General features: G+C 38.4%; 23 protein-coding genes and 1 pseudogene. 15 read left to right on the top strand and 9 right to left on the bottom strand.

The window, feature by feature from the left end; all coding sequences use genetic code 11:
* Positions 1 to 202: 202 nt before the first annotated feature.
* From lsrF to BK580_RS19895, 4 genes are read right to left on the bottom strand one after another with little or no spacing between them, the layout of a single operon-like run.
* Positions 203 to 991: a 3-hydroxy-5-phosphonooxypentane-2,4-dione thiolase gene (lsrF, locus tag BK580_RS19910; protein ID WP_078382026.1), complete on the bottom strand. Its 789-nt coding sequence runs from the start codon at positions 989 to 991 to the stop codon at positions 203 to 205.
* Between the two features lie 24 nt (positions 992 to 1015).
* Positions 1016 to 1372 carry a cupin domain-containing protein gene (locus tag BK580_RS19905; protein WP_078382025.1) on the bottom strand — a complete coding sequence of 119 codons (357 nt, stop codon included), beginning with the start codon at positions 1370 to 1372 and terminating at the stop codon, positions 1016 to 1018.
* Positions 1373 to 1395: 23 nt separating this feature from the next.
* Positions 1396 to 2955, bottom strand: coding sequence for an autoinducer-2 kinase (lsrK, locus tag BK580_RS19900; protein WP_078382024.1), 1560 nt, complete (start codon positions 2953 to 2955; stop codon positions 1396 to 1398).
* Between the two features lies 1 nt (position 2956).
* Positions 2957 to 3901, bottom strand: a complete 945-nt coding sequence (locus tag BK580_RS19895) for a sugar-binding transcriptional regulator (protein ID WP_078382023.1) — start codon at positions 3899 to 3901, stop codon at positions 2957 to 2959.
* Between the two features lie 396 nt (positions 3902 to 4297).
* Here BK580_RS19895 and BK580_RS19890 point away from each other — a divergent pair, with 396 nt between their 5' ends.
* From BK580_RS19890 to BK580_RS19855, 8 genes and pseudogenes are all read left to right on the top strand, one after another.
* Positions 4298 to 5821, top strand: coding sequence for a sugar ABC transporter ATP-binding protein (locus BK580_RS19890; RefSeq protein ID WP_078382022.1), 1524 nt, complete (start codon positions 4298 to 4300; stop codon positions 5819 to 5821).
* Positions 5818 to 6750, top strand: a pseudogene (locus tag BK580_RS19885) (ABC transporter permease subunit); the annotation flags it as partial. The gene BK580_RS19890 and the pseudogene BK580_RS19885, both read left to right, overlap by 4 nt.
* 85 nt (positions 6751 to 6835) lie before the next feature.
* On the top strand, positions 6836 to 7837 hold the full coding sequence (locus tag BK580_RS19880) for an ABC transporter permease (protein ID WP_078382020.1): 1002 nt from the start codon (positions 6836 to 6838) through the stop codon (positions 7835 to 7837).
* Positions 7838 to 7850: 13 nt separating this feature from the next.
* A complete protein-coding gene (gene lsrB / locus BK580_RS19875) occupies positions 7851 to 8870 on the top strand; it encodes an autoinducer 2 ABC transporter substrate-binding protein LsrB (RefSeq protein WP_408055266.1) in 1020 nt (339 codons plus the stop codon).
* Between the two features lie 320 nt (positions 8871 to 9190).
* The gene (locus tag BK580_RS19870; RefSeq protein ID WP_078382018.1) at positions 9191 to 10495 is read left to right on the top strand and encodes a hypothetical protein; all 1305 of its coding nucleotides are present in this window, start codon (positions 9191 to 9193) and stop codon (positions 10493 to 10495) included.
* Positions 10476 to 11129: a hypothetical protein gene (locus BK580_RS19865; RefSeq protein ID WP_078382017.1), complete on the top strand. Its 654-nt coding sequence runs from the start codon at positions 10476 to 10478 to the stop codon at positions 11127 to 11129. Before BK580_RS19870 ends, BK580_RS19865 begins: the two co-directional genes overlap by 20 nt.
* Positions 11126 to 13999, top strand: coding sequence for an AAA family ATPase (locus BK580_RS19860; RefSeq protein ID WP_078382016.1), 2874 nt, complete (start codon positions 11126 to 11128; stop codon positions 13997 to 13999). The genes BK580_RS19865 and BK580_RS19860 overlap by 4 nt, the downstream gene beginning before the upstream one ends.
* Before the next feature lie 51 nt (positions 14000 to 14050).
* On the top strand, positions 14051 to 15895 hold the full coding sequence (locus tag BK580_RS19855) for a serine/threonine-protein kinase (RefSeq protein WP_139364938.1): 1845 nt from the start codon (positions 14051 to 14053) through the stop codon (positions 15893 to 15895).
* A 325-nt stretch (positions 15896 to 16220) separates the two neighbouring features.
* On the opposite strand, the gene BK580_RS23735 is transcribed toward BK580_RS19855, so the two are convergent.
* Entirely contained in the window at positions 16221 to 16391 is a 171-nt protein-coding gene (locus tag BK580_RS23735; protein WP_169865151.1) for a beta/alpha barrel domain-containing protein, read from the bottom strand.
* 475 nt (positions 16392 to 16866) lie between these two features.
* Between BK580_RS23735 and BK580_RS19845 the strand changes: the two genes are divergently transcribed.
* From BK580_RS19845 to BK580_RS19825, 3 genes are all read left to right on the top strand, one after another.
* Positions 16867 to 17625, top strand: coding sequence for a hypothetical protein (locus BK580_RS19845; protein WP_078382014.1), 759 nt, complete (start codon positions 16867 to 16869; stop codon positions 17623 to 17625).
* Positions 17626 to 18508: 883 nt separating this feature from the next.
* Positions 18509 to 19135, top strand: coding sequence for a hypothetical protein (locus tag BK580_RS19830; RefSeq protein WP_078382012.1), 627 nt, complete (start codon positions 18509 to 18511; stop codon positions 19133 to 19135).
* Positions 19136 to 19329: 194 nt separating this feature from the next.
* Entirely contained in the window at positions 19330 to 19635 is a 306-nt protein-coding gene (locus tag BK580_RS19825; RefSeq protein ID WP_078382011.1) for an antibiotic biosynthesis monooxygenase family protein, read from the top strand.
* A gap of 234 nt (positions 19636 to 19869) precedes the next feature.
* Here BK580_RS19825 and BK580_RS19820 read toward each other — a convergent pair whose 3' ends face one another.
* Both BK580_RS19820 and BK580_RS19815 read right to left on the bottom strand, forming a co-directional pair.
* The gene (locus BK580_RS19820) at positions 19870 to 20988 is read right to left on the bottom strand and encodes an NAD(P)/FAD-dependent oxidoreductase (protein ID WP_235864142.1); all 1119 of its coding nucleotides are present in this window, start codon (positions 20986 to 20988) and stop codon (positions 19870 to 19872) included.
* A 5-nt stretch (positions 20989 to 20993) separates the two neighbouring features.
* On the bottom strand, positions 20994 to 22418 hold the full coding sequence (locus BK580_RS19815) for an FMN-binding glutamate synthase family protein (RefSeq protein WP_078382009.1): 1425 nt from the start codon (positions 22416 to 22418) through the stop codon (positions 20994 to 20996).
* A gap of 189 nt (positions 22419 to 22607) precedes the next feature.
* On the opposite strand from BK580_RS19815, the gene BK580_RS19810 reads away from it, so the two are divergent.
* The 3 genes from BK580_RS19810 (at position 22608) to BK580_RS19800 (ending at position 24231) form a co-directional block, all read left to right on the top strand.
* Positions 22608 to 23357 carry a YqjF family protein gene (locus tag BK580_RS19810; RefSeq protein ID WP_078382008.1) on the top strand — a complete coding sequence of 250 codons (750 nt, stop codon included), beginning with the start codon at positions 22608 to 22610 and terminating at the stop codon, positions 23355 to 23357.
* A gap of 139 nt (positions 23358 to 23496) precedes the next feature.
* Entirely contained in the window at positions 23497 to 23970 is a 474-nt protein-coding gene (locus tag BK580_RS19805) for a hypothetical protein (protein ID WP_078382007.1), read from the top strand.
* A 63-nt stretch (positions 23971 to 24033) separates the two neighbouring features.
* Positions 24034 to 24231, top strand: a complete 198-nt coding sequence (locus BK580_RS19800; RefSeq protein WP_078382006.1) for a hypothetical protein — start codon at positions 24034 to 24036, stop codon at positions 24229 to 24231.
* Between the two features lie 87 nt (positions 24232 to 24318).
* On the opposite strand, the gene BK580_RS19795 is transcribed toward BK580_RS19800, so the two are convergent.
* Both BK580_RS19795 and BK580_RS19790 read right to left on the bottom strand, forming a co-directional pair.
* On the bottom strand, positions 24319 to 24561 hold the full coding sequence (locus tag BK580_RS19795) for a hypothetical protein (protein WP_078382005.1): 243 nt from the start codon (positions 24559 to 24561) through the stop codon (positions 24319 to 24321).
* Between the two features lie 73 nt (positions 24562 to 24634).
* Positions 24635 to 25270, bottom strand: coding sequence for an HNH endonuclease family protein (locus BK580_RS19790; RefSeq protein WP_078382004.1), 636 nt, complete (start codon positions 25268 to 25270; stop codon positions 24635 to 24637).
* 434 nt (positions 25271 to 25704) lie between these two features.
* Here BK580_RS19790 and BK580_RS19785 point away from each other — a divergent pair, with 434 nt between their 5' ends.
* Positions 25705 to 25887, top strand: a complete 183-nt coding sequence (locus BK580_RS19785) for a hypothetical protein (protein ID WP_078382003.1) — start codon at positions 25705 to 25707, stop codon at positions 25885 to 25887.
* The last annotated feature ends 121 nt before the right edge of the window (positions 25888 to 26008 follow it).

Here is a 26008-nt window from a genome sequence, read left to right as displayed (position 1 = left end):
TACAAACCTAAGTAAGTAAAAGGTAATACAAGTAACGTAAATGCTTTTTTGCTTTATATTTGTTAGTTATGTAGAGAGAGTATATCTATTAAAAGATAAATGCCTACAATTGATCTAATAAACGAATTAGGTTTAGCGAACTTCTAAAAAATAAAAACCTCCCGCTATTCCACAATAGCGGGAACAACTCCATATAAACCTACTACCCCCTAACCCCCACAACCTCCTCATACAACCCCAAAGCTTCCTTCACCGACTGCCCTTCCTTCACAATCCCATGAATCGCCCGAATCATCGCCTCAGGATGCTCCGACTGCCAAATATTCCTCCCCATATCAACACCCGCAGCTCCTTGATTCATTGCATTATACGTTATTTCTAATGCTTCTTTAATGGTCTCGAATTTCGGACCACCAGCAATCACAATAGGAACAGGACATGTTCTCGTTACTTTTTCGAAGTCTTCACAATAGTAGGTTTTGACAATGTCAGCACCCATTTCTGCTACTACTCTGGAGGCCAATGCTAGGAATCTAGCATCTCGTTTTTCAAGTTCTTTTCCAACTGCTGTGATGCCAAGAACAGGTAGGCCGTAGTCATGTGCTTCTGTCACGACGTGTGCGAGATTGGTGACGGTTTGGGTTTCATATTTGGATCCGACGAACACGGATACTCCAACTCCCACGACATTATGGCGCACGGCTTCTTTTATGGAGGTGACGATGGTTTCGTTGGAGAGGTCATTTAATACGGTTGGTCCACCGGATACACGAAGGACCATCGGTTTTTCAGTATCCTCAGGAATGCAGGCGTCCAGTGTACCACGAGTTAAATAAAGCGAGTCTGTATAAGGTAACAAATCCTTCACTGTTTCTCCCGGTCTTTCTAATCCAGTAATCGGACCTAGAAAATACCCATGATCAATGGCGAGCATGACTGCACGGCCGTTCGGTAATATTTTGTTTAATCGATTTTTAAAACCCCATGTCATAATCCTTCACTCCTTAAATTTTAATTACGATAAAACTGGTGCATCAATGACTACAGAATCATTCCTACCGATATGCGGGGACTTTACAAAAACAGCTTTAAAACGCTTATCGGATTGATTCGTTAAGTAATGGGAGTCTCCTGGTCGGCATTGAATCATGTCGCCTGGCTTGGCTTCGACTTTTTCGCCGTTAATGTAAAAATCAATTTCGCCTTCTAAGATATAGAAAATTTCTTCACATTCTGTATGGTAGTGGTTGGGGAAATGCTGACCGGGTTTTAGTACCACCACACCTACGTCCACATTTGGTCCCTTGGTTAAGTATTTTGGGCCATTATCGCCAAAGCGGTATTCAAAATCTCGTTCATTTACTTTTTTCATCTACTTCACCTCTTTGCTAGGATTCATAAGCCTGGGGCTTTCCACATGTGAGTTGTCACTCCTAGATCAGCAAGCTTTAATTGCTCCGCATATACCTTCCGCCAAGTTTCATAGATTTCGAGGTATTGATGGTGATGATCTGGATCTGGTAAATAAGTATTCTCCCATTTTACGACTAGCTCGACGGCATCATTAATGGAAGAGTAGAGACAAGCTCCTACTCCTGCATATAAGGCTGTGCCTAATGCAGCCGCTTCCTTTACCACCGGTACTTTTACGGGAATACCGAGCACATCTGCAAGCGTTTGGCTCCAAAGCTTTCCTTTGGCGGCACCTCCGACGAAAATGACCTCCTTTGGGAAGAAACCTGTAGCTTCTTCAATGAGACGAAGGTTACCGAGCGTCACGAGTGCAGCATTTTCCTGAAGTGCTTTAAACATTTCCGGCTTCCCAGTCCCCTTCGCATCCAAGCTCAAATTGATGAAGGAGGGAGCGGCATGTCTCCAAGAAATGTAGTTCATCGTATCGGAAAAGATAGGAAGGATACCGTTAGATCCAACTGGAACATCTCGAGCTTTTTCTTCTAAAATCTCGTATGCATCTCGCCCTGACGCAAGTGCTTCTTGCTTTTCTTGCTCACAAAAAGCGTCGCGAAACCATCTCATCACGAGTCCCGGGAAGAAGCCAATCGCCTCGATCTGCCAAACTCCTTCGACTGCATGGCAATTCACTCGAACTCTTCCTTCCATATCCACTAGCGGTTCTTCAATATTTACCTCCTGCTGCCAGAAGGAGCCGCCAGAAACTACAGTTTGTTGTGTCTTAATTGCTCCAACACCAACGGTAGCCATTTGTGCATCGCCGCCACCAGAAATAACTAGGGTTTCCGTTGATAAACCAGTGAGGGAGGCTGCTGTCTCCGTTACTTTTCCAATGATGCTTCCTGCTTCATGGACGGGTGGGAAGATGTCGCTTTTTATATCACAACGTTTGGCTATCTCTTTTTTCCATTCTCTATTTTTTAAATCAAACAATCCGGTGGTGCAGCCATTCGAGGGATCGACCTGTAACACGCCGGATAGCTTGAAGAGAATCCAGTCATTGATCATCGTCAACTTTTTCGTAGCTTGATAGATGGTAGGCTCATGCTTTTTTAACCATAATAACCGCGGAATAGCCCCTAACGCATAGGTCTGCCCGGAAGTGGAGTAGAGTTCAAGCTCCATTTTCGCATCGATTGCCTTTAATTCTTTTACCTCCTCACCAGCACGGGCATCCACGTTTGCACATGCCCAAATTTCCTTATCCTCTTCGTCATATAGCACCAAGCCTTCACGCATACTCGTAGCGCTTAACGCTTTAATGGAAGCTGGTGGCACTTTCGTTTGCTTCATAACGGCTTGAATACAACAGACGACTTTGTTCCAGTTCGCTTCCCAGTCGAAATTCATCGATCCGGGATAGCGGGGATCTTCTAGGTGAGTCCATTCCTCTTGGGAAACGCCGACCTGATTGCCCAGCGTGTCAAACAACACGGCACGGATGCTTCCAGTCCCAGCATCTAGGGATAAAATATGTTCCATCTTACGCCTGCACCTCCATCCTGAGTAATGAAAGAGCGGTTTCTTCATCGGTAATCAAGGAATGGATATAGCCGCCCTTTAACGCGCCATAGATTGCTTCTGTCTTCTTTTCTCCACCAGCCACCGCAATCACATTCTTCCTTGAAGTAAGGGTAGCAAGTGGCATCCCAATTAATCGCTTGTGATGAGGAAGCGGAATCACGTTGCCATTGCGATCAAAAAACTGTCCGAGAATGTCGCCAACTGCTTCCTGCTGTTTAATAAAGGTAAGCTCGTTCAGGGTCATTTTTTCCTCTTGAATGATCGTTGCTTCTGGACAGACACCTCCGATTCCAACAAGGATGTATTTGGATAAACAACCTAATGCTAAAATCTCCTTGATGGAGGGCTCGGTTAGAAAGATCGTTGCCATTTCCTCTGTGGAAGCGAGGAAAGGAGCGGGAATAACGTGAATATGACGGAATTTCTCCATTCCACGATCCTGGGATGGACGATTATGAAGGTAGTAGTTCACGCCACCTGTTAAGGTAACCACCGAGACACTGCTTGTCGGTTCCATCGATAAGTAATCAACTGTACGGGAAACAGCCTTGCCCCATCCAAGGCCAAGAAGGTCGTCTGGCTGGAGCTTATGGTTGAGATATTGGGAGGCTGCTCTTGCAAGACTATCGCTTACATCTTGAGAAGGTGGGGGAGTAGGGATAATAAAGACATCTAGAAGCGAAAAGGCGTCTTTAAATTCCTTTTCAACGGAAAGACAATTCGTCTCTACTCCCTTTATTTGGAATTGGACGATTTCCTCTAAACGGGCACGTTCGAGAAGCCTCACCACCTTTGTACGAGAAATTTCTAGTAAGGAGGCGATTTCATTCTGTGTTAGATTTTCCTTATAGTAATACCAAGCAACTTTTATCAGTAGGTTCTCCGTATATTGATCCTGTGCCATCTCCTGTACACTCCTCAACAAATGTGCGCGCCTGTTATAAATGTGCACGCTTAATCCCATGTATATCTGTTTGGTTTGTAGAAAAGAACTAAAATCTTTTTTGAAAAGTTACTATGAAAATAGAGTTAAATGGATTGAACGCCACTCATGATTTCTATTGCGGAATCCAAAGGTGATCCAGCTCGTATGCTCTGCTTAAGCGCTGTGGGAGTTGCCCGAATGACTTGTAAATCTCCCTCTTTGTACCTAATTACAAGAGGGGAACGAACGTAATTTGAGATTTAGCTGTAAATAAATCACAAGCTTTTCTGGAGTAGTGAACATATTTCAGGTACTTTGTCATATGTTTATTTTGAAAGCGCTTCAAAAAATGTAGGCAAGGTGGTGATAGAAGCAATGGACTCAGAACAACTACCACTTCTTCAGATGGAAGAGATGTTCAAGCAGTTCTCAGGGAACAAAGTCCTAAATGGGGTCAGCTTGACGCTAAATAGCAAGGAAGTGCATGCAATTGTAGGAGGAAATGGGGCTGGAAAGTCGACTCTTATGAAAATAATTACAGGACTTTATCCATCAGATGGAGGGAAGATGATCGTGAAGGGCAAGCAGGTCCGCTTTCGCTCAACAAGTGAAGCACATCAGCATGGCATCTATCTAGTTCCACAAGAACCCCTCATCTTTTCACATATGACAGTAGAGGAAAATATGACGATAGGACTGCCAGGTAGTAGAGCGGAATTGAAAGAAAAGGTCAGGAAGCTAGTGAAGAAGCTTGGTTGGAAATTAAAGCTGAACCAAACAGCCATGTCGTTATCAATTGCAGAGCAGCAGCTAGTAGAAATCATTCGCGGTTTGGCAAGAGAGGCAGAAATATTAATTCTTGACGAACCAACCTCTACCTTGACCTTTGGTGAAATAGATAGTCTATTTGAGACGATTCAACAGCTGAAAGAATCCGGCATTGGTATTCTGTACATTACTCATCGTTTCACGGAAATTTTCCGACTGGCCGATAAGGTTTCGGTGTTGCGTGACGGGGTAATTTCTGCACAGGGACCAACGAAGGAGTTCACGTATGACCGACTTTTAGAAAGCTTGATGCCAGAAGGAGAGACGAAAGCTACCGAATCAGGAAATAGTAACGCAAAGAAGGATGCTTCTCCAAACAGGAACCAACCAAAACCTATCCTGCAGGTAGAGCAGCTTTTTGGAGAAAGATTTCAAGATATTAATCTTGCCATTTGTCCAGGTGAAATTCTCGGAGTAGCTGGGGTGGTCGGGGCAGGAAGAACAGAACTGGCGGAATCAATCGCTGGTATTCGTAAAGTAACAAATGGAGTGGTATGGCTCGATGGGAAGGAAATTCAATCCTTAACTGTTCGTGAGCGCATTGACCATGGCCTGATTTATGTTCCAGAGGATCGTCACAAGCATGGAGTTTTCTCCATCACTTCTATTCAATCCAATATCTCTTCCACTATCCTACATCGATTATCCAAATTCTTTTTACCTTTTACGAAAGAGGGAGATCTAGCCTCTAGCTATGTGAAACAACTAAGGATCAAGGGCACTTCTACTAAGCAACAATTGCAGGAGCTCTCTGGTGGTAATCAACAAAAGGTCGTTTTAGCCAAATGCTTGGCGGCTTCTCCAAAAATCATCATTCTTGACGAACCAACAAGAGGGATTGATGCCAATGCAAGACAGGATATTTACCATATCATCCAGGCATTAAAACAAGAAGGGCTTGCTGTTCTGTTAATTTCCTCTGACATAGAGGAGGTCGTTAGCTTAAGCGATAAAGTAGTCGTTTTATATGAAGGAAAAATAGTGAAGAGATGTGATGGCCGAGATGAACTTACTCCAGACACAATTGCCTCCTTTGCTTTTGGGATAAATCGGGAGGTGCCACTCAAATGAACTTTGTTATGAAGTTGATGAAGGTGAGAGAATGGTCGATTGTGCTTCTGTTTTTCGCCTATCTCCTTCTAGTCACTGCCATCAACTCTTCGTTCTTTTCAGCTGCCTCTTTTTCGTTACTAATCAAGGCAAGTGTCATCCTTCTTTTAATGGCGGTTGGGCAATCCTTCGTGTTGCTTACCGCGAATATCGACGTATCAGTTGGTTCTATTATGGGCTTATCGGCGGCTGTTTGTGGCGTGTTATTGGTCGGTGGCTATAGTCTTTGGGTAGTTATTCCGGTTGTGCTAATAGTAGGTGCAACTGTAGGTTGTTTAAATGGTGTCGGGGTGTCGTATCTGCGAGTTCCTTCTATTATAATGACGCTCGGGATGCTTGGTATTATTCGTGGCCTTATGCTTATTTTTACAAAAGGAATGTGGATCGAAAATATCCCGAATTATTATAAGAAACTTTCTGGTGTCACGTTTATGGGAATCAATCTTCCTGTGTGGATTGCGCTCGTTCTATTGGTTATCGCACACCTCTGGCTGACGAGAAGCCGATTTGGTCGCTATTTTTTTGCGGTAGGAGACAACAGAGAAGGGGCTTGGCTAGTCGGGCTTCCTGTAAAAGGAGTAACGGTCCTTGCCTTTATTTTATCAGGTGTATCCGCAGCACTGGCAGGGATGGTCTTTGTCATGAATATTGGGTTTGTACCAAATCAAACAGGTACGGGAATGGAACTCCAAGTTATTGCCGCTGCTGTATTAGGTGGGGTTAGTCTTACAGGTGGGCTTGGAACCGTTATTGGAGCAGGGCTTGGGGCCATTTTCCTCACAACCATCACTAATTCCTTGGTTTATTTGAAAATCCCCGCCTACTACAATAATGCGATTTTTGGGATGCTTCTCCTTCTAATCGTAGTGGGAGACTCGAAATTTCAACGGTTGATTAAAAAAGAAAGCATCAGAAAAAGAGGTCGACCAGCTAGGGGAGATTTGTTGGTTTCTACGAGGAAGGGAGGCGAGGCAGATGGCAAGCAAATGGACGATCTTACGTAGCTGGGAAGCGATTCTTGTTCTCTTAGTAATACTAGAATGCTTGCTATTTGGCCTACTTTCCTCAAGGTTTCTTCAGCTTGATAATTTGCTGTATAGTATGAACGATTTTGCCTTCATTGTCCTTGCAGCGATCCCCCTGACGTTTGTCATTATCACAGGTGGAATCGATGTGTCTGTTGGTTCGATTATGGGGCTGACTTCCATCGTGCTTGGTGTTCTTTGGATGAATGGAATGTCTGTATGGCTCGCCCTATTAATAGGACTCATCGTAGCTATAGCGGCAGGGGGAATAAATGGAGGGTTGGTAGCGTATACGAATGTTCAGCCTTTAGTTGTCACACTTGGTACGATGTTCTTGTTTTCTGGTATCGCACTCATCATATCTGGTGGCGCAAGTGCTTCTGGCTATGAGGGAATCAGCGGTTTTCCAAGTTCTTTCGTGGAACTCGCAAATGGAAAACTTCTTTCGATACCGAACCCAATCTGGCTTATTCTTCTGAGTGTTATCCTTTTCGGGATCTTACTCCATTACACACGGTACGGACGTCACGTGTTCCTGGTGGGGATCAATATAAAAGCATCCGCCTATAGTGGTATCAATACAAAGTGGACCGTCATGAGTACGTACATGTTATCCGGTCTTGGAGGTGGTATCGGGGGAATCGTGCTGACATCCTATTTCAGCTCCGCACGTTCTGATCTTGGAGCAGAAGCAGTTCTGCCAGTCATTACAGCCGTGGTGCTAGGTGGAACAAGTATCTTTGGCGGAAAAGGCAGTATTTTGGGTACCGCAATCGCTTGTATATTCATTGGCATCATGCAATATGGTCTTCAAATGATTGGATTATCGAGCCCACACATTAGCGTCGTGACTGGAAGTATCTTAGTGTTAGCGGTTGTCTTAAAGTATGCCAAATGGGAAAAAGTGCACCATCTATTTCATAAGGGGGATCTTACAGATGAGAAAAACTAGATTGGTAGTCTTGATGATTTTCGTATTGGTACTTGGAGTGTTTTTGGCAGCATGTAATGGTGGAGATAAAGCGAAAGACAAAGAAGATGTGAAGCTTGCCTTCATTCCAAAGTTGACTGGAGTGGGCTTCTTCACTTCTGGTGGCCAAGGAGCAAAGGAAATGGCGGACTCATTAGGAGTGGAGCTCAGATATGATGGCCCAACCGAAGCAACGGTAGCTGGCCAAGTCCAATATATTAACAACTTTGTCAATCAAGGCTACGATGCCTTAATGATTTCCTCTGTATCTGTCGATGGATTGAGCCAGGCACTAAAACGTGCAAAAGATAAAGACGTGAAAATCATTACGTGGGATTCCGATGTAAATCCACAGGACCGTTCCTTCTATATCAATCAAGGTACTCCAGAACAATTGGCAGAGCTATTAATTAAAATGACCTCAGATCAAATTGGTGACACAGGCAAAGTAGCATTCTTCTACTCAAGCCCAACCGTAACCGATCAAAACCAATGGGTAACCAAGGCAAAGGAAATCATTGAAGCCGACTATCCAGGCTGGGAAATCGTCACCACCCAATTCGGGGAAAATGATGCCCAAAAATCCTTATCAGTAGGCGAAAGCATTCTCCAAACCTATGAAGATATCGACGCGATTATCTGTCCAGATGCCACTGCTTTACCTGCCATGGCGCAAGCGGCTGAAAACCTTGGTAAAGATGGCGACGTTGTCATCACTGGATTCTCCACACCAAATGTCATGCGTGATTATGTTAAACGAGGTACTGTTGAACAATTCGGTCTCTGGGATGTTAAACAGCAAGGTGCACTAGCTGCCTACGTTGCCTACCTCATGACAGTAGAAGGAAAGGACCTAAAAGTTGGAGATGAATTCGAAGTGCCAGAGATAGGAACGGTGAAAATAGAGCCGAATACGATTCAAGGATACGATTATACGGCGGATGATAGTGGGATTATTTTATTGCCGGAGAGGGTTGTTTTTACGGAGAATAATATTGATGAGTATGATTTTTAGAGAGGAGAGAGGTCCAAGTTAAAGAAGAACGTTTCTACGACTTTCAATTGGAAGTCGTAGAAACGTTTTTTCATTTATAAAGAACATTTTAAATGAAGAAATAAGGTGGTGTTATAGGTGCGGTTTTGGCAGGGATGGAGTAGCAGGACTTTATTCTTACTGAACAGTAGTAGTAAGAGCTACATTGTCGATGGGGAAATTATTAAGTTGTATGCGCTTGAATCTTTAGATTGGCCAAGGGCATAAATTTTATCAAGAAAATGATCTATCACGTGATACTTTATATCCCAAGCAGGAAAAAGGTCACAGAAAGTCGAACTATGTTACTAATTTCAGTTATTTTAAAAAAGAAACGAGGGAAAAGTATGTTTTCTGATGCAGAGCAACCATCAATCTATGTTGACTATAACTTGACTAAAGATGATATTGTCGATGCAAAAAAAATTGAACCATATTATAAAATCTTCGGAGTATTCAATCTGAAAGATCCTAAAATGACGACATTAGCCTTAGCCTCAGCCAGAACTATCTCGCGATATGGGGGAATAATAACTCGTATTGAACTTGATGAAATTCTTAACTATATGCAGAAAAGCACTCGAAATAAAGTGATTAAGCACTTAATTAAATATGAGTGGATCATTTTTAATGGTATCGACTATCAAATGCCTGGACGTATTGTCTCATTGCTTACCCACGGACTATTTGGGTCTGTAATTCGCGGAGAAATGGATTTTGCTCAAGAAATTTTACTTGTAGGAAACGAAGTTGAAATATCTAATTTTTATAATTTGGACCAAGATACGGTAGAAAAAAACTTTGATATCCATATGAGCCAATTAAAAGATATTCGCGACAAGATAGAGCGAATGATTCTAAGTCGTTCAAAAAAAGAGATAAGGGAAATCATGCAGACAAGTCCCACAATATTGAATGCAATTAATGAGTTAAGAAAGAAAATAAGGAAAAGAAATGACTTCTCAAGTAGTTTCCATAAAAGGAATGAATTCTATGAAGTCAGTGGACAAATAACCGCATTAATAACTCAAACATTAGAAAATGCAAGAGAAAATCTCCTGCAAGATGTCAGTGCTATAGGGAAATATTTTGATCCTGAAAAAATGGATGAGTTTCTTAAGGGCGCTTCTTTTGACTATCTCACCAATCTAGCAATAAAATACTTTTCTGCACCTAAGCAAACCACACAACTAAGAGAAGAGACAGTAGTATATAAAACGAAATCATTTTTTTTACAAGAACATAATGAAATGGCAGAAGTGCCCCCTCCCCCAATCATTGATTTTGAAGAAGAAGAAATCATCTATGAACGTAAAGATAATCCACTTCAATTACTGTATCATGAACTGATTCATAAAATTCAAGATAGACAAAATGCTCCTTTAGACGAAGTTTTATTTTCAGAAATTGACAGCTTTGGATTTGCCATGTATCGAACCGGGCAAACTGTGAAACTTATATCCAATCTTCAAGCACAAGAACCAATCAAAGAGGAGATTTTGGATCTCGATGTAAAAGATAACATTAAATCATTGAATACGGGTTCTATAAAAGAAATGACAGAAGCCTATCTAAGGAGGGGGAATTATGGGGGAGATAACTATTAATCCCGAAGTACAACGAATTTGTTCACTTTTCCATTATGGGTGGATTTCGAAAGAATCAGTAGGGACTTTAGAAAAAAATTTAACTTTATATAGAGAAGTGCAACAAACATTTGGCATGATGGGGTATGAACTGATCAATTTTCCTTATTGTGAATGGTATGTGATACGACTAAAAAAGGAGTTTGATGATGAAGCTTTTGATAAGTTTCATCGGAAAAATAGTGATTTCAACAAAAGGCATATGGCTTTAATAACCGTACTCTTTATTAAGCTTATTGTGCCCCGGTTGACAGAAAGCCACAGGGATCAAGAAGTGTATACAACCTTAGACGAGTTGATACTAAATTATGGTGAAAAGTTTCTTTTTAGAAGAAGAAGCCCTCGAAGTTCAATTGAGTCTTTAATTAAAATGTTGAAGAAACATTGGTACGTTATTGAAAAAGGAAATCGCTATTATGCTGGACCAGCAATGTATATGCTTCATTATAATGAATATCTTCAAAATATTACACAGGATATGCTTCAGGAAATGATGGATCTGACTCAACAATTTGCAAAAGATTTGTCTGAAGATCAGAAGAGTACTGAGGTGGAAATGAATTTTAATGGAGAGGAGGAGGATGGGAATAAATGATTAAAGACTTTTCAACTGCGTATTGGGGGTTATTGCCTACCACTTCCAAGCCATATCCGGCACACACCAAAGTTAATGCTTTTATAGGAGGATCAGGTCATGGTAAAACCACCATTATGGATGGACTCAGATTACTTCTAGGCGACGCTAAATTCGAAAATAACCGTGATGCTCTCCATTACTTGCATGAGAAAAGTAAATGGGCCGTTGTCCGAGCTTCTTTTTACAATGACCCAATAAATGGAGTGAGACCATTTGAAAACGTCGGCTGTCAGAACGATGAAGTTACTTGTTGCTGCTTAATAAAAGTTAGTTCGAACGGGCGTCCGGAAAAAGAGTATTATGTGTTTGACGGTACATTTACTGAAATTATTGATTTGGGAACAAATCCTAAGGCTTATAGTCAAAGTCAGAGAACACAAAAACAATATAAGCAGATTCTAGAGGATTGTTTAGGAGTAACGCCTGCTTTTCGAAACCTTATGTCGATGAACCCAACAACCGTTAAGAATCTTGTACATTTGGATGCAAACGATCTTTTTCTAAAGATCTTTGAATTAAAAGGGATAAAAAAAATTCATGATAACTTTAGATCGGCCAAAGATGAGTTAGGCAGACAGGAAGTCAATCTGCATCAAGCGCAGAAAGCACTTGATGAGGGATTGGATTTATTTAGAAAGCTAGAATTAAAATCTATAAAGTTTAAAGAATACCAATCAAGTAAGTTAGAATTAAATTCTGTCAAGCAAAAAGTGTTAAAAATAGAGTTTTGGGAAAATAATGAGTTGATTCTGGCTACTGAAGAAAAAAGATCAAATTTTCATAATGAGATTAGTATGCAACAAGATGAAAAAAATGGTTTAGAAGTACAGAGAACTAATATAGAGTCGGAAATTTTGGAAATGGAAGCAGAAAAGGATCAGAGTAAGACTACCTTATTAGGTTTGCAAAAAAACATTAATGAACTAGCAGGAAAATTAGGTGAGATCTTATCAGATAGAAAAAAAATCAATTACGAAGTATTAAGGCTTAAAGAAATTAAACCATTAAATAAAGAAAAATTTATTCAGAGTCATATAGATGCTAAGGAGAATATGGAAAAAGCCAAGATTGATTGGCATAAGGAGAAAGATAAACTCGAAATTCTTGAGAAGAGAAAAAAAGATTTAGATCAGGATAAGCCTTACCCAGAACACGTGTATGGTTTTACATCAAAACTAAACGAAAACAAGATAGAATACATTCTTCTAGCTGATGCCATATCGCTTAAACCTGAATATGAAAAATGGCAGATAGCAGTTGAGGCCTTTCTTGGTAATGAGCGTTTTAGGATAATTGTTAATAAAAATCAAGAAATTGAAGCAAAAAAACTTCAGGAAAAATACAGATACACATCAAGAGTAAGTGTTTCGAAATCCCATGTGGAGAACCATAATAAAAGGAACATATCCTATCCAACGATTAGATCAGTAATCGATGTGGCGTTTCCAGAACAAGTAGGTGGTTATTTAACTCGTTTGAATGATATCTATTTAGTCGAAACAGTTGAAGAAGGTCATCGACTTCAAACAAAAGGGTTAACAAGTATCACCCTCAAGGGTTTGCTGCAGGATCATGATGGCTCTATTTTTAAGAAGCATCATCGCTTATTTTGTGGAAGGGTGGCACTAGAAAAAGAAAAAACAATGACAGAAATTGAAATAGAAGAGCAAAAGAAGGTTGTTAAAGAAAAAGAAGCACTGATTAGAGATTATGAGAATGAAGTTAAAAAATATCAAGATATCATAAATGAACAGGATGCTCTTGAAAAATTACCGATAAAAGAAAAAGAGTTAAATGGCTTGAATGATAGATACCAAAACCTTTTTGAAGAAAAACAAAATAAAGAAACACAACGTGATAGAGTAATTCATCAGCAGGAAGAAACTACAGGTCTTCTCACAAATTTGAAGGTTACTAGTGCAGTGTTCGAGGTAAAGCTACAACAATGCCAGCAAGAAATCAAAAGATTAGCTCAAGAAATCAAAGTTGTAGCACAGGAATTGAGAAATATAAGAAAGGATTTAGAAGAGATAAAACAAAGACTTATTGCAATTGGCTGTTCGGAGGAGGATATAGAATTTATACCTGAAGATATAAATTCTCCAAGGTACAAAAACGAAAATGGTGAAATATATTCTTCGAAAGAGCTAAGAAAAGAAAGTGAGCGGATCTTTGAAAATATTAACAAATTCATCCGCGAAAATCCAGATATTGATGAAACTGTAGTGGAGATTGTGAAAACACAAGAGGCATTAGTTAGTCAGTTACAAAATAGATTTAACCATATACAAGAAGAAAGAGATAGTTGGGAACAAGAGTGTAATATTAGTCTTGTAGCACTTCAAATTCATATTAAAGAAACGATGAAAGACTTTATAGAAGAATTCCACATGATGGCTGATTTAATCGGAACCAATGCGACTGGCCGACTTGAGTCACGAGGAGAAGACCCTGAGTTATGGGAGTTATACCTATCAATTGGATTCGACGGGAAGAAACCAGTCCATATTAATAGTCCTAGTCTCTCTTCTGGACAAAGGGCTCGAACAAGTCTATTAGTGTTACTGGCTGCGGTAAGCAGTAAGAGAAGAGGAGAAAAACTTTCCATCATGTTCTTAGATGAGCCTAACGCCGAGGTGGATGATTATAGTGGAAATGATATCGGTCAAGTATTTCAAGTAACCGATATTCAATATTTTATCACACATCAAATTGGTGAATCCCTTAAATCAATCCAGTGGATTAACCATTCGTTTCATTGTAGCCAGTGTCCGTCAAATTCGGATTTTGCAAGGCCATTAATAGTCAAAAAAATGAGGGAGGACTAGATTGGTTGAAATTTGGTAGCTGAAAAATTATTAATAGGGGAAGGAATCAATGTGGCTATAGATCATATGTTTACAATTAACGAACACAACACTGGCTTAGAGATAAGTAAGATATATAGGGGTGAGTATCGCTTTCCCATGGAAATGTCTGTGAGTGGACGAAAATATAGTGGAGTAGAAACAACTCTATATAAACAGCATGGTAAAAAGGTACTCATGGAATTTATCTTGAAATTACTTTCAAATGGTCCCAAACAATATAAACCATTTATTAATAAATTGCTTCAAAGATTCAACTGGATTGATTTAAACGATTCTTTAGAGATTCTTTTAATAGATGGTGTGATACAAATTGATTTTAAGAATTTAAAGCCTCGGAAATCAGTACAGTGGATACCGAAAATTGTCAAGCTAGATCCTAGAGCATTGGATTCTTTGATGGCAGGAAAATCAGATATCAACCTTGAGCTTGAAAAATTAAAAAATTCAGTAGTTGATATGACAACAGGGGTCAGAAGCACCCTAAAGCAACAGATGCTACAGTGGATTGAAGAAAAAGTAATTATAGATCGAGCAGGTAATATAATTTCTGATTGTAAATCATTTCGAAAATTCAAGTCAATAATTCTTACAGTTGGACATTACATCCGTTTGAAAGAGCGAGGAGAAAAGATACCATTACGTCACTTATCTAATCAAATTTGGAATCAACCCAAATTGTTAAGTACTTATAAAAGTGAAATAATTATTGCAGCAAACATAACTTTGGATGAACTTGATTCGGTACTTCTAGCGGATATAAATAGTACATTACATACTCCTTTAATATCCATTTCACCGGTAGAAGAATTACAAAAATTAGTGATGAGACTTTCAGATTTAAAAGTGTCATTGGAAAGTAAAAAGTTATTACTTAATGAAATGAATGATTACATACAAAAAATAATCGAAGTTGTTGGAGATATTGAGTATAAAGCTTTAAATGCTCTATTGTTAGACTATTATGATTTGCAATCTAAGTTTGTAGAGATTGGCTCAATAGAGACTATATCGTCAAATCTAGTCGAATTCATTAAATCTATTACTGCTCTAAAAAAAGAGATGTTAAAAATAAATCATGTTAGGCATCGGTTTGAGATGATAGTCTTGGAGGACTTAGGAAATGGTTCTTTTGCCAGAGTCTATAAGGTTTTTGATCCTGAATTAAACAAAATTGTAGCTTGCAAAGTTCTTTTCCCAAAAAGCTACTTTAAACAGATTTATGGGAATGATGGTGATGAATATTTACTTCGCTTTAAACGGGAGGTCAGACTGCTTACTAAGGAGTTACAGCATAAGAACATTATTGAAGTCGAGAAAATACAACTTGAAGGTTCCCCTTTTTGGTTTACTATGCCACTAGCGAGTTTCACTTTAGAGAAATGGATGAAAGATAATAGGAGTGCGCATATAGACCAGCGTTTGAAGATCTTTAAACAGATAATTTCTGGTGTTAAGTACTTACATGAGAGTGATAAATACCATCGAGACATAGCCCCAAATAATATTTTGTTATTTGAAACAAACAGTGGCTTAAAAGTAAAAGTTGCAGATTTCGGACTAGCGAAAGACCCTAAATCAATCTCATTTTTTACAGGTTTATCCAAGAGAGGGTATGGTCAAGAAGATTTTACTGATCCTCAACAACTAAATAATTTAGCAAACTCATCTCATTTATCTGATATTTACTCTCTAGGGGCGATACTGTTCTATTTATTAAGTAACAAACTTCCTAAAAAAAGATTTTATGTTTCAGTTGCCTGTCAAAGTATTGTTATGAAAGCAATGGATAAACGTGATAAGCGTTATCAAACTGTTAATGATCTTGAGGATGCTTTAAATGAGTTTCTGATTTAGGAAAAACTTAAAAAAGAGCTATCAAAACAGTTTCAATAACAACATTATTAAATTAATGTTGAGTATCATCAAGCAGATTTCAAAATTGAAGTAACCACTCAATTTATAACACAGCTTTTATAAAATAAAAATCCCCGCTATTCCATAAAATAGCGGGAACATTTTCATATGTTAAACTAGCCCTTAACCCCCAAAATCTCTTCATAAAACCCCAATGCTTCCTTCCCCGATTTCCCTCCTTCACAATCTTATGAATCGCTTGAATCATCACCTCAGGATGCTCCGACTGGCAAATATTCTTTCCCATATCAAAACCCGCAGCTCCTTAATTCATTGCATTATAGGTTAATTCTAATGCTTCTTTAACGGTTTTAAATTTCGGTCCGCCAGCAATTCCAATAGGAATAGGGCGTGTTTTTGTTATTTTTTCTAAGTAAAAGCAGTAGTAGGTTTTGACGATGTCGGCACCAATTTCTGCTTCTACTTTAGAGGCCATTGCTAGGAATCATCATCTCGTATTTCGAGTTTGTTTCCAAATGCTTTGATGCCAAGGATGGGTTGGCTATCATTATGTGCTTCTGTCACGACGTGAGCAAGATTGGTGACGGTTTGGGTTTACAAATACGGATACTCCAACTACCACCTCATTATGGCGCACGGAGTCCTTTATGTAGGGGACAATAGTTTCATAAGAGAGCATATATATAGTTGGTCCACCGGAAACCCGAAGTACCATCGGCTTTTCAGTATCCTCAGGAATGCAGACAACAAGTGTGCTTTTTAAGCGAATCTGTGTAAGGTAACAGGTCAATTATGGTTGTTTTCTGGTCATTCTTAAATACCACTACGAGCGAGGAGAAGATAAATAATAGCTAACAATCCTTTTTACTAAACTTATAGAGTAATAGCTTTATAGATTATTAGTTATAGGACAAATTTACCATCTCATATTAATTAGTGAGGTGATAAATTTGTTAAAACTAATTCGTCCAGAGGGTATAAGTACTTATTTTATTGATGAGATTACTCATGATAAAAAGGCTCATAGAATTATTCATGCTGTTAGAATAAGAGATATAGAATCCATTGCCGTTGAGAAACTAACTAATGGAGAGAGTGTACTCGTAGCAGGCTTTAGCACGTTTGCAGCTTACCTTAGACTATACCCAAGTTTATATATTCCAGTAGTTGAATTAGCTTTAACAAATGAGAGAGAAAGAATAATTAGAATTTTAACAACTGCTATTACATTAGAAAAAGACACTACATGGCATTTTAAAAACTTTCATATTATGAGACTCATTAATGAACATGGAATGAATATAGAACAAATAGCTAGGGCTACTAATCAAAAGAGAGAAACAATACGCAGATATATTTTGGACGGGAGGATTCCTACGCATATTCTTGAAGTCATGGATATACAAAGGGCAAAATCTGTTGTTGAATCTATTTGTACTTCAAGAGTTCTTACTGTATTACTGAAAATAATCTTATATGAAAAAGCAGTGCTACCAGTAGGTGATCCTCTTAGATGTGATGGAAGAAAGTACAGACTTATAATTGAATTCTTTTCTACTGTAATTCATCGAATTCCTTTATCTATTTTGAATGACGAAATGTTATTAGAACAACTAGTAGATACCTTAATATACAATAATTTTAGATTGTCAGAGCATTGGAATGAATTACTAAATCAATATCTAGAGAGCGTGCTTATAAAAAATTAAGCTCTCCATTAGTAGATTAGACTATATAGATATTTTTTCATCATGTAAAAATAAATGGAGGATTGTTTTTCTTAATTGTAGTTTGGCAAAGTGAGAACTATTTTTACCATCTAGAAGTTCAGTTAGATGAAGGATTACGATTCAATAAGCAAATTTCCATCTTAGATGAGATGGAAATTATTTTTTTATTGGGTGAATGGAAGGTGAATTGTCTAATTGTGGATAATTTTGTATGTGGCATTAATATTTGAAAAATATTTAACAAGAAAAGGAACTATTAATTGTATTTATAGACTACAATTTGGAAGAGTGATTTAGGTGATTGATTTAGTATGGGAAAGAATATGTGAAAATGAAGGTCAAGTTTTTAAGCAAATTAGAGGTGGAGAATTTACCTATAAAGTATTCGGTAATACAATTAAGCTTAGCAGGACAAATCGTAATGTTTAAAAAGGTACATTTGCTGTTGCGTTAAAATATGTTCCATTAGAAAGTACCGTAACACTGCAAAAACTTCAAGCTCCGTCTTATTTATTTGCAATACTTATGGACGATAGAATTAGGCAAAATGATTGGTGAAAATAGATTGAAATTGAAGAAAAGGAGAAATTAACATTGATTTGGATGAATGTAGATTTTCCCGATAAATGTTGCACGGTACATCAGTAATCTTGTACATATGTTTTACCAAATGAAACTACTACTAAAGAAATAGAAAGGAATTTAAAAGATGGTGGCTGGTATTTATTTGATTCATTAAGTGATGCCTAAACTAACCATTTAAAATTATATAGACAATATAAATATAAACAATGTAAAAAGTGTTTCTGATTTATTAGAAGGATATAAAGAAAGAGATAGTAGGAAGGAATACAATGATTAAATGAAGAAACTACCAAAGATTTTCTATTGTAATGTTACTTTAGTGTTGCTCTTTCTATTGCTTGTTGCTTGCACTGGCGGTACGAACGAAGCATCAAAAACAGATACCACAGAGAATAAGTCTACCTCCCAATCAGAAAAAAAATTCGACGATACAGAAGAGAGTAGCCAGGTGGACAAAGAGGAAGAAGTAACGGATTCCACTCCTGAAACAGAAGAAGTCGTAACTGAAAGCAAAGAAGAGAATCCATTGTCCAAATATTCTTCCAAGGAAATCGAATACGCTCGAATATGGTTACAACTTGGATCGAATCAAGAGATCGCTGATTTATATGTTCGACATATCTCAACTGGTACACCACTTAATTCTGAAGATGACACGAGCGCTAATTACCTGGAAGATGTTATCCAGTTATCAGGTACTCGATTAGTGGATGGCTCCGTAACATATAGTGGTAATGGGGATGGTACAATTAATTTGTACAACGTCCCTTTACGTTGGGATGGCAAGTATCCTGCTGGTGAAAAGTTTTACAACGATATTATCGAAAATACAAATCTAGTAAATGTGGACATAGGTAACGATGCAAAAATCATAGAGCTCATTAACAAGATGAATATTGAGTAATAAGACTGGAATCGCAAAACTGGTTAGTAAACTGATGACCCGAACATTCAAAAAGATTTGTGCCAAGGATTTGGATGCATTGAAGAATTATTTGGAGAAATAAAGCGTATTGTTTAGTTATCTTTACTTTACTAACGGCCAATGGAGTTCAAAATACAAAATGATAAACAAACATTTAAAAAGGAGGAGATTAATTGATTTTAGAAGCTGTTATGCTACAAGTTAAAAAAGGTATGGAAGTGGAATATGAGGAAACATTTCGAGAAGCATCAAAAATCATATCATCAATGAGGGGCTACATATCTCACGAATTACAACGATGTTTGGAAGTTAAGGGGAAATATTTATTGTTGGTGAAGTGGGAAACATTAGAAGATCATACAGTTGGATTTAGACAATCGACAGAGTATCAAGAATGGAAAAAACAACTACATCATTTTTATGACCCATTTCCAACAGTGGAACACTTCGAAAGGGTTGAGGGTCGAGTGGAGAGGTAAGTCGACCCGTCTACACTTTAAAGTGTAGACGGGTCGTGGTGCCTGTTCCTGTGGACACCGGGTTATTTAAATAACCTTTCAGCGGGAGGAATTACGATTGAGGTAAAGTGTGAAAGCGCTGATTATAGATGAATCATTTAATGAAGCATAGGGTCGGGTACTGCTGTATCCAAAAAGGTAATAAAAGAATCGTCCTACCTTTGCTTCATAATAGACAGAAAGATATTAAGTTCGTTAGCTGAATTTAAGTAAGTAATAATTTTCAAACGCTCGCTTCATTATATGTGGCAATATGCCACTCATTGTGCATTGGATTGTTCCCTGTTTAGACGGTTTATTCATAATAAACATAGCACCTTCTTTTCCAAGCTCCATAAAATAAATGGTATCTTGCTGGAATGATTGAAGTGGTTCATGATGCATTTGTTTGACAATGTTATCAGCTGCGAGTACGCCCTGAAGCTCAGCGGCACGCCCTGATTTTATTCCTTTGATATTATTTGCATCCCCAACTACATAAATATTTTCCCACTGTATGGATTGGAGACTTTCATGAACGGGCAGGATGCCATTTTTATGCTCAAAATCTTTCGATGTAAGAATACATTTCTTTCCTTTATAAGGAGGTAAAACGAATAAAAAGGAATAAGGCAGTCGTTCTCCGTTATTCAAATAGATCTTTCCATCATCAACCTGTTCAATAGAAACATTACAGTAGTACTGTATTTGTTTTTCCGCCATTAATTCTTCGAGCTTTTCTGTGGGCTCTTTTCCAGTTCCGTCAAAAAGTTCTTTTTCATATGTGAAAAACGTTATGGGGCATTTGATGAGATGCTCATTCAGATATGCATCCAACTCAAATAAAAACTCATAAGCAATGCCATGGTTCGGATTCTCCTGTGCAACTCCTATTACAATTGGTTCACCTTCTTCTAACTCTTCAAGCCTTTTTCTTGTTTTAAGAGCAGATGATATATCATAGATGGATGCACTTTTTCCTTCTAATCCTTTTATTCTTGCCCAGTCAGGAGAGGCGCCTGACGCAATTATTAAATAATCGTATGTAATCATTTCATCATCATGGCATATCACATAATTTTGTTTTGGCATTAGTGATTGGACACTTTTTTCAATAAACCTAACACCGATTTTTTCAAATGTTGGACGTAGTGGGAAGGTAATCTTTTCAATACTATGCTTGTGAAATGGAAGCCAAATTAGGGATGGACGAAAAATAAATTGTTCTTGATCAGAAATCACGGTGATTTCATGTTGTGAATGTTTAAATTTTTTACGAAGCTCAACCGCAGCATTTAACCCTCCAAATCCACTTCCAATAACAACAATATGCATTGCAATCACTTCATTTCCTCTTTTTTCATTTGTTTGTCTTCCCAAGCTTCAAAAGAAAATGGAACTCCAACCATTTTAGCGGTCAGTTCATCATAGGATACTAAATCTGTTTTGGATAACTCTTTTAAAGAGCGTTTGCCCATTGCTCTTAATGCCATTTTCATTTCTTCTATGCTTGCTGTTAAGAACTTCTCTGCTGATTTTACGCCATCTTCAATATTAAATTGATCCGAAAATTTCCCTTCATTCCAAACAACTTGTGTAGGTGGTTCAAAAGGCAGTGCATTGAGAGCTTGACTATGTGAAACTGCAAAAAGAATAGCTGAACCTACACTTACCACATCAGCACCTAGCGCAATCACTTTTAAGAAGTGCCCTGGTACTAGAAGCCCGCCTGAGACAATTAAACTAATTCTCCCCTTCATTTTTCTCTTTTCTAGATGATTAACAGCCCGGACAACTGCATGTAAGGTGGGAATTCCCATATCATCAGATAAAATAGGCGCCGCACCGTGTGTGGCTGCTTGACCGCCGTCAATTGTAATAAAATCTACACCTAGGTATAGTAAATGATCTATATCTTCTTCGATCTTTCCACCTGCTCCTATTTTTACACCAATAGGAACACCACCAGTAAATCTTCGGAGTTTTTCAACAATCTCCTTTATATCTTCTAATGTTTCATTTTCAGTGAAATTATCATAGATTATGGCTTCCTCATTTTCCTTAAGTCCCATCAGCTCCCGTGCACGACCTGTTAAATTATTAGGTGAAATTCTCCCGCCAGTCCCGAATAGTGCACCTTGTCCCAATTTAATTTCAATCATGTTGGCACGTTTAATGAGCTCTTCTTCCTTTGACCATTCTGTTTTAGCAAACTGTAAAATATATTTTCCTGCTTTGTTTAATTCTTCAGGTAAAACGGCCCCTTCCCCAGAGTTAATAGCCGTTCCAACATTATTGGCTGCTTCCGCCAAAGAAAGTCTCACTTCCTCGCTTAGGGCGATTCCATAGGCCATCCCGCTGATTATAATGGGAATCTTTATTGTCATTGGCTTTTTTGCTTCTGGTCCAATCGTTACGCGCATATCGATATCCACATCACCATCAATGGGAAACGGACTTGTTTGGGCTGGGATAAAGGTAAGCGGATCCAAGTGAGGCCATTTTTTGGATGAGCCAAGCGGGCGATGGAGGACATCACCTGTTTCTGCGCGCAAGCTATTTTCAAGCATATTTTGAACACCCATATGCCGAAGTCCTGGCATCAATTCCAATATATTTTCTTGATAACTGTCAGTTAAAATGATTTTTCCCATGTGCTTCACGGTTCGTTTGATAATCCAACGCCAACCAAAAAGAATGAATACAAAAGAGACAAATATAATGGCCAGCATAGTAAAGGTCAAATAATAAAAAATGTTCGACATAATTATGTCTCCAACTTCAGCATATTTTTAGGTAAGGTAGTCCACGACTCATATTATATCCAAAAATGGGAAATCATATAAATACCAAAGGAATGCTTTAAAATAGTTAAGCTTTTTTGTATTCCTCATCGTATTAAATTGTCATTTTCCACCAGACTATGGACATATGAAAACTAGGGGGACCATTTCATGAATATAATGGATGATATTGTTCATCGTCCTTATCCATTACCTTCAAAAAAGTGGATTATGCGGCAAACTTGGAGTAATCTGTTGTTTTTGCATTGGCCTATTCCACTTGAAAAACTACGACCATATATTCCTTCTTCCTTACAAATTGACACCTTTAATGGTTCCGCATGGCTAGGCATCATTGTATTCGTCTTAGAGGGAATTTATCCGCTTGGAATACGGAATGTTTCCCTTACACCTAAATTTCCAGAAATCAATGTAAGGACATATGTTACATGCAATGGAAAACCCGGTATTTATTTTATGTCTATTGATGTTGAGAACTGGGCATCTTTAAAGATAGCAAAAAAATGGTATCGTTTACCATATTATTCGGCGCAAATTTCTTTTCGAAAAGAAGGACAAACCTTTCATTGCCAAAGTACTCGTAAAGGAAACACGAATACGCCTATAGCATTTAAGGGCAATTACGTTCCAATATCGGAAGTTTTTTTTCCAAAAGAAGGGACGCTAGACCATTGGCTCACTGAGCGATATTGTCTATATAGTTCGACTAACGGAGTCAACCTCTATTGCGGTGAAATACACCATCGGCCATGGCCATTACAAAAAGTAGAGTTCGAAATAGTCAGGAATACCCTTATTACACCATTTCATTTTGATCTTTCTAACGTAAAACCAATCGCTCATTTCTCCACAGGTATGGATTCGCTAATATGGAATATTAAAAATGAACGGATTGAATGAAGTGACTAAGTCGGAATGTTTTATGCTGCAAATGTACATACGGTGTGAACGGGCAAACTTTAGCCCTTATATATTTGTATAAAAAAACCATACTCTTAGAAAAATGGAAGAATATCAAATAAAGGAGGAGAGGAGCTTAATGGTTAAGATTAATTATAGAATTGCATTCTCTTTAGCAACATTAATATTGCCTTGGCTAACCGTTCCGTTTATGGGGAAAAGAAATTTTATAAGGTTTTTACCTGTTGCCAGCTTTGTCAATTTAATTTTAAGTGTGTTTAGTCTCATCTCTCATAGGAGAAAATGGTGGATTACTAATAATCCTTTATCTCCTGGTCCAATCGATTTTACATTTTTATTAGGTCCTTATTTTGTCGCAACACTATGGATATTTAGATTAACATACGGGAATTTTCCTAAATACTTAATTACAAATATGGTTTTGGATTTAATTAATGCATATCCGTTACCTGTCATTGGAAATTTTTTTGATATTGTCAAATTTAAGAAGATGAAACACTCTGTTTGGTATTTGATAAATATATCCCTAGCCGTAATTATCTATGGCTTTCAGTACCTTGTGGAAAAATCAATAAAGAAAGCAGCTAATTAAAAGAACAACGAGTTATCAAGATTGAAAGTCTTCCACTACCCTTATTAAGGAATTGAAACATCGATGCTATTTGCAAAAAAAGCTCTGGTTGCTTGTGTAGCCAAAGCTTTTTTAATCGGTTTTGTTGTTCTCTCTTTAATAAAAAGAATTGTTGAAAGTAAGAAAAGTACTACTCAATTTACCATCTGGTGGATAGTGGGAACCACAGCTTGGGGGATAACGACTATCATGCTTTTGGTGTGGTGGTTTAATAAAACTTGAAGAATTTTTTGAGAGTGGTTTAGAGGAAGGGAAACAGAAAATAAATATCTAGTGGGTCGAAGTGTCTGTCCCTTCGACCCACTTCTTTCAATTTCGTTCTAACACTTTAACAAGCATGCGGTGGACAACCTCGTGGTCACGCAAATCGTGCAGACGGTAGTCTTCCCCAGGGAGGGTGTACCACTCTTCGGCGCCGACATAGGTGATAGCAAGTGAGAGGACCCCGTCTTCATCGCAGGTGGTGTTTAGTTCGAGCTCTCCGCTAATGACACCAACCTCAGCTGTCATGACTCCGTGGCTTGCGGTAAAGATAGATGATTTCCTTTCCATACGAATGACTCCTTTCTATGGTTGAATGAAGCAACAGGTACTAGCATCTGTGCTTGTAGACAAATATACGAATTTAGTAAGCGCAGCCGTTTAGCATAGTTTGCAAAGATGATTTTTCCGATGACTGAAGATGTAGGTCCCAACGATACTTCGTGTTAATCCACCATTTTGCATAAGCGCATCGTGCACCTGCACGTGGTGGTTGCCATGTGGAAGGATCCTGGTCTCCTTTGGAGCGATTAACGCTGGCTGTTACAGCTATCAGCTGTGGGCCACTTAAATCATTGGCGAAACTGCGACGCTTTTCTGTTGTCCAACTGCTGGCACCGGAACGCCAAGCCTCAGCCAAGGGAACAATGTGATCAATATCAATTTCGGATGGTGAGTACACAATGACGCCATCAAAGTAACTGTACCACTTTCCGCTAGTGGTAGGGCAGTTTCCAGTATAGTAGTCGGCATCGCGTTGAAGTACAATCTGGCGGGTGTCGCAGCCGCCTCCTTGGGTAATCCAGTGTGGGAAGTGATCCCGAGAGTAGCCGGTCATGGGATCTTCGGCTTTCACAGTCAGTGAGTTCAATTGAGATTGGGCTTCGGCCTTGGAAGGTGTTCCAGGGGGAAGTGCCGAGGCTGATTGTAAGTCAAAATGAAAAACAGAAAACGATAACACCAACGTAAAAAAAACCAACAATGCTTTCTTCTTCAGCATAGAAAAATGCCTCCTACTATAATTTTTTTATATCAAACTCTCATCGCTTGGAATGAGAGTTTAATAGTTTCAAAAGTCAAAAGGGCATGGAAATGCAGTTTTCGTCGTCGAAGTAATAATGGAAATATGTATCTACTTGAAATGATAGTACATATAATTTTTTTCACAAGTTAAAATTTTGTAAAAATTAATAAATGAACCTATCTTCCTGCTTCCTTCGAACTGTGGGGGGGGAATAAGCAGAGGGGGCAGTTCTCACTGCTTCCTAAGTTTGTTATCATCCATTTCTTTGAAAGTATTTCTGGAGCTGGAACAAGCGTGACCTTAGAATTTGAGTAACTATGCTAAAGCAATTTTGAATAACAAATAAAAAAAGTCATTATGTATATTTTCCCTTACAATTTTCATACTAAAATTGAAAAGGAGTGATAACCATGGCTAAAAGAAATGGCAAAACTGGTCCAGATCAAAAGAACAAAAAAGGATTTGACTCAAGTAAGACTGATACAGAATTTTCTAAGGAATTAGGCAGTGCAGCTGCTAATCAAGCGCATAAAGAGAAGGCAAAAGAAGAAAAAGCATCCAAGAACCAAGGAGAATGGGGAGGGATGAATTGATTTTGCTTTCGGATTCTCTATAAGAAAAAGCTTTCGTTCCCAATTACATGTGGGAATGAGGGCTTTTTTAATGAGCCCCTTTTCATCGATTATTTTCTACATTATAATATAAATGAAGGAG

The sequence above is a fragment of the Sutcliffiella halmapala genome, assembly GCF_002019665.1.
Taxonomy (GTDB): Bacteria; Bacillota; Bacilli; order Bacillales; family Bacillaceae_I; genus Sutcliffiella_A; species Sutcliffiella_A halmapala.
Note: the sequence above shows the minus strand (reverse complement) of the source record. Positions and strands in the feature narration are given on the sequence as shown.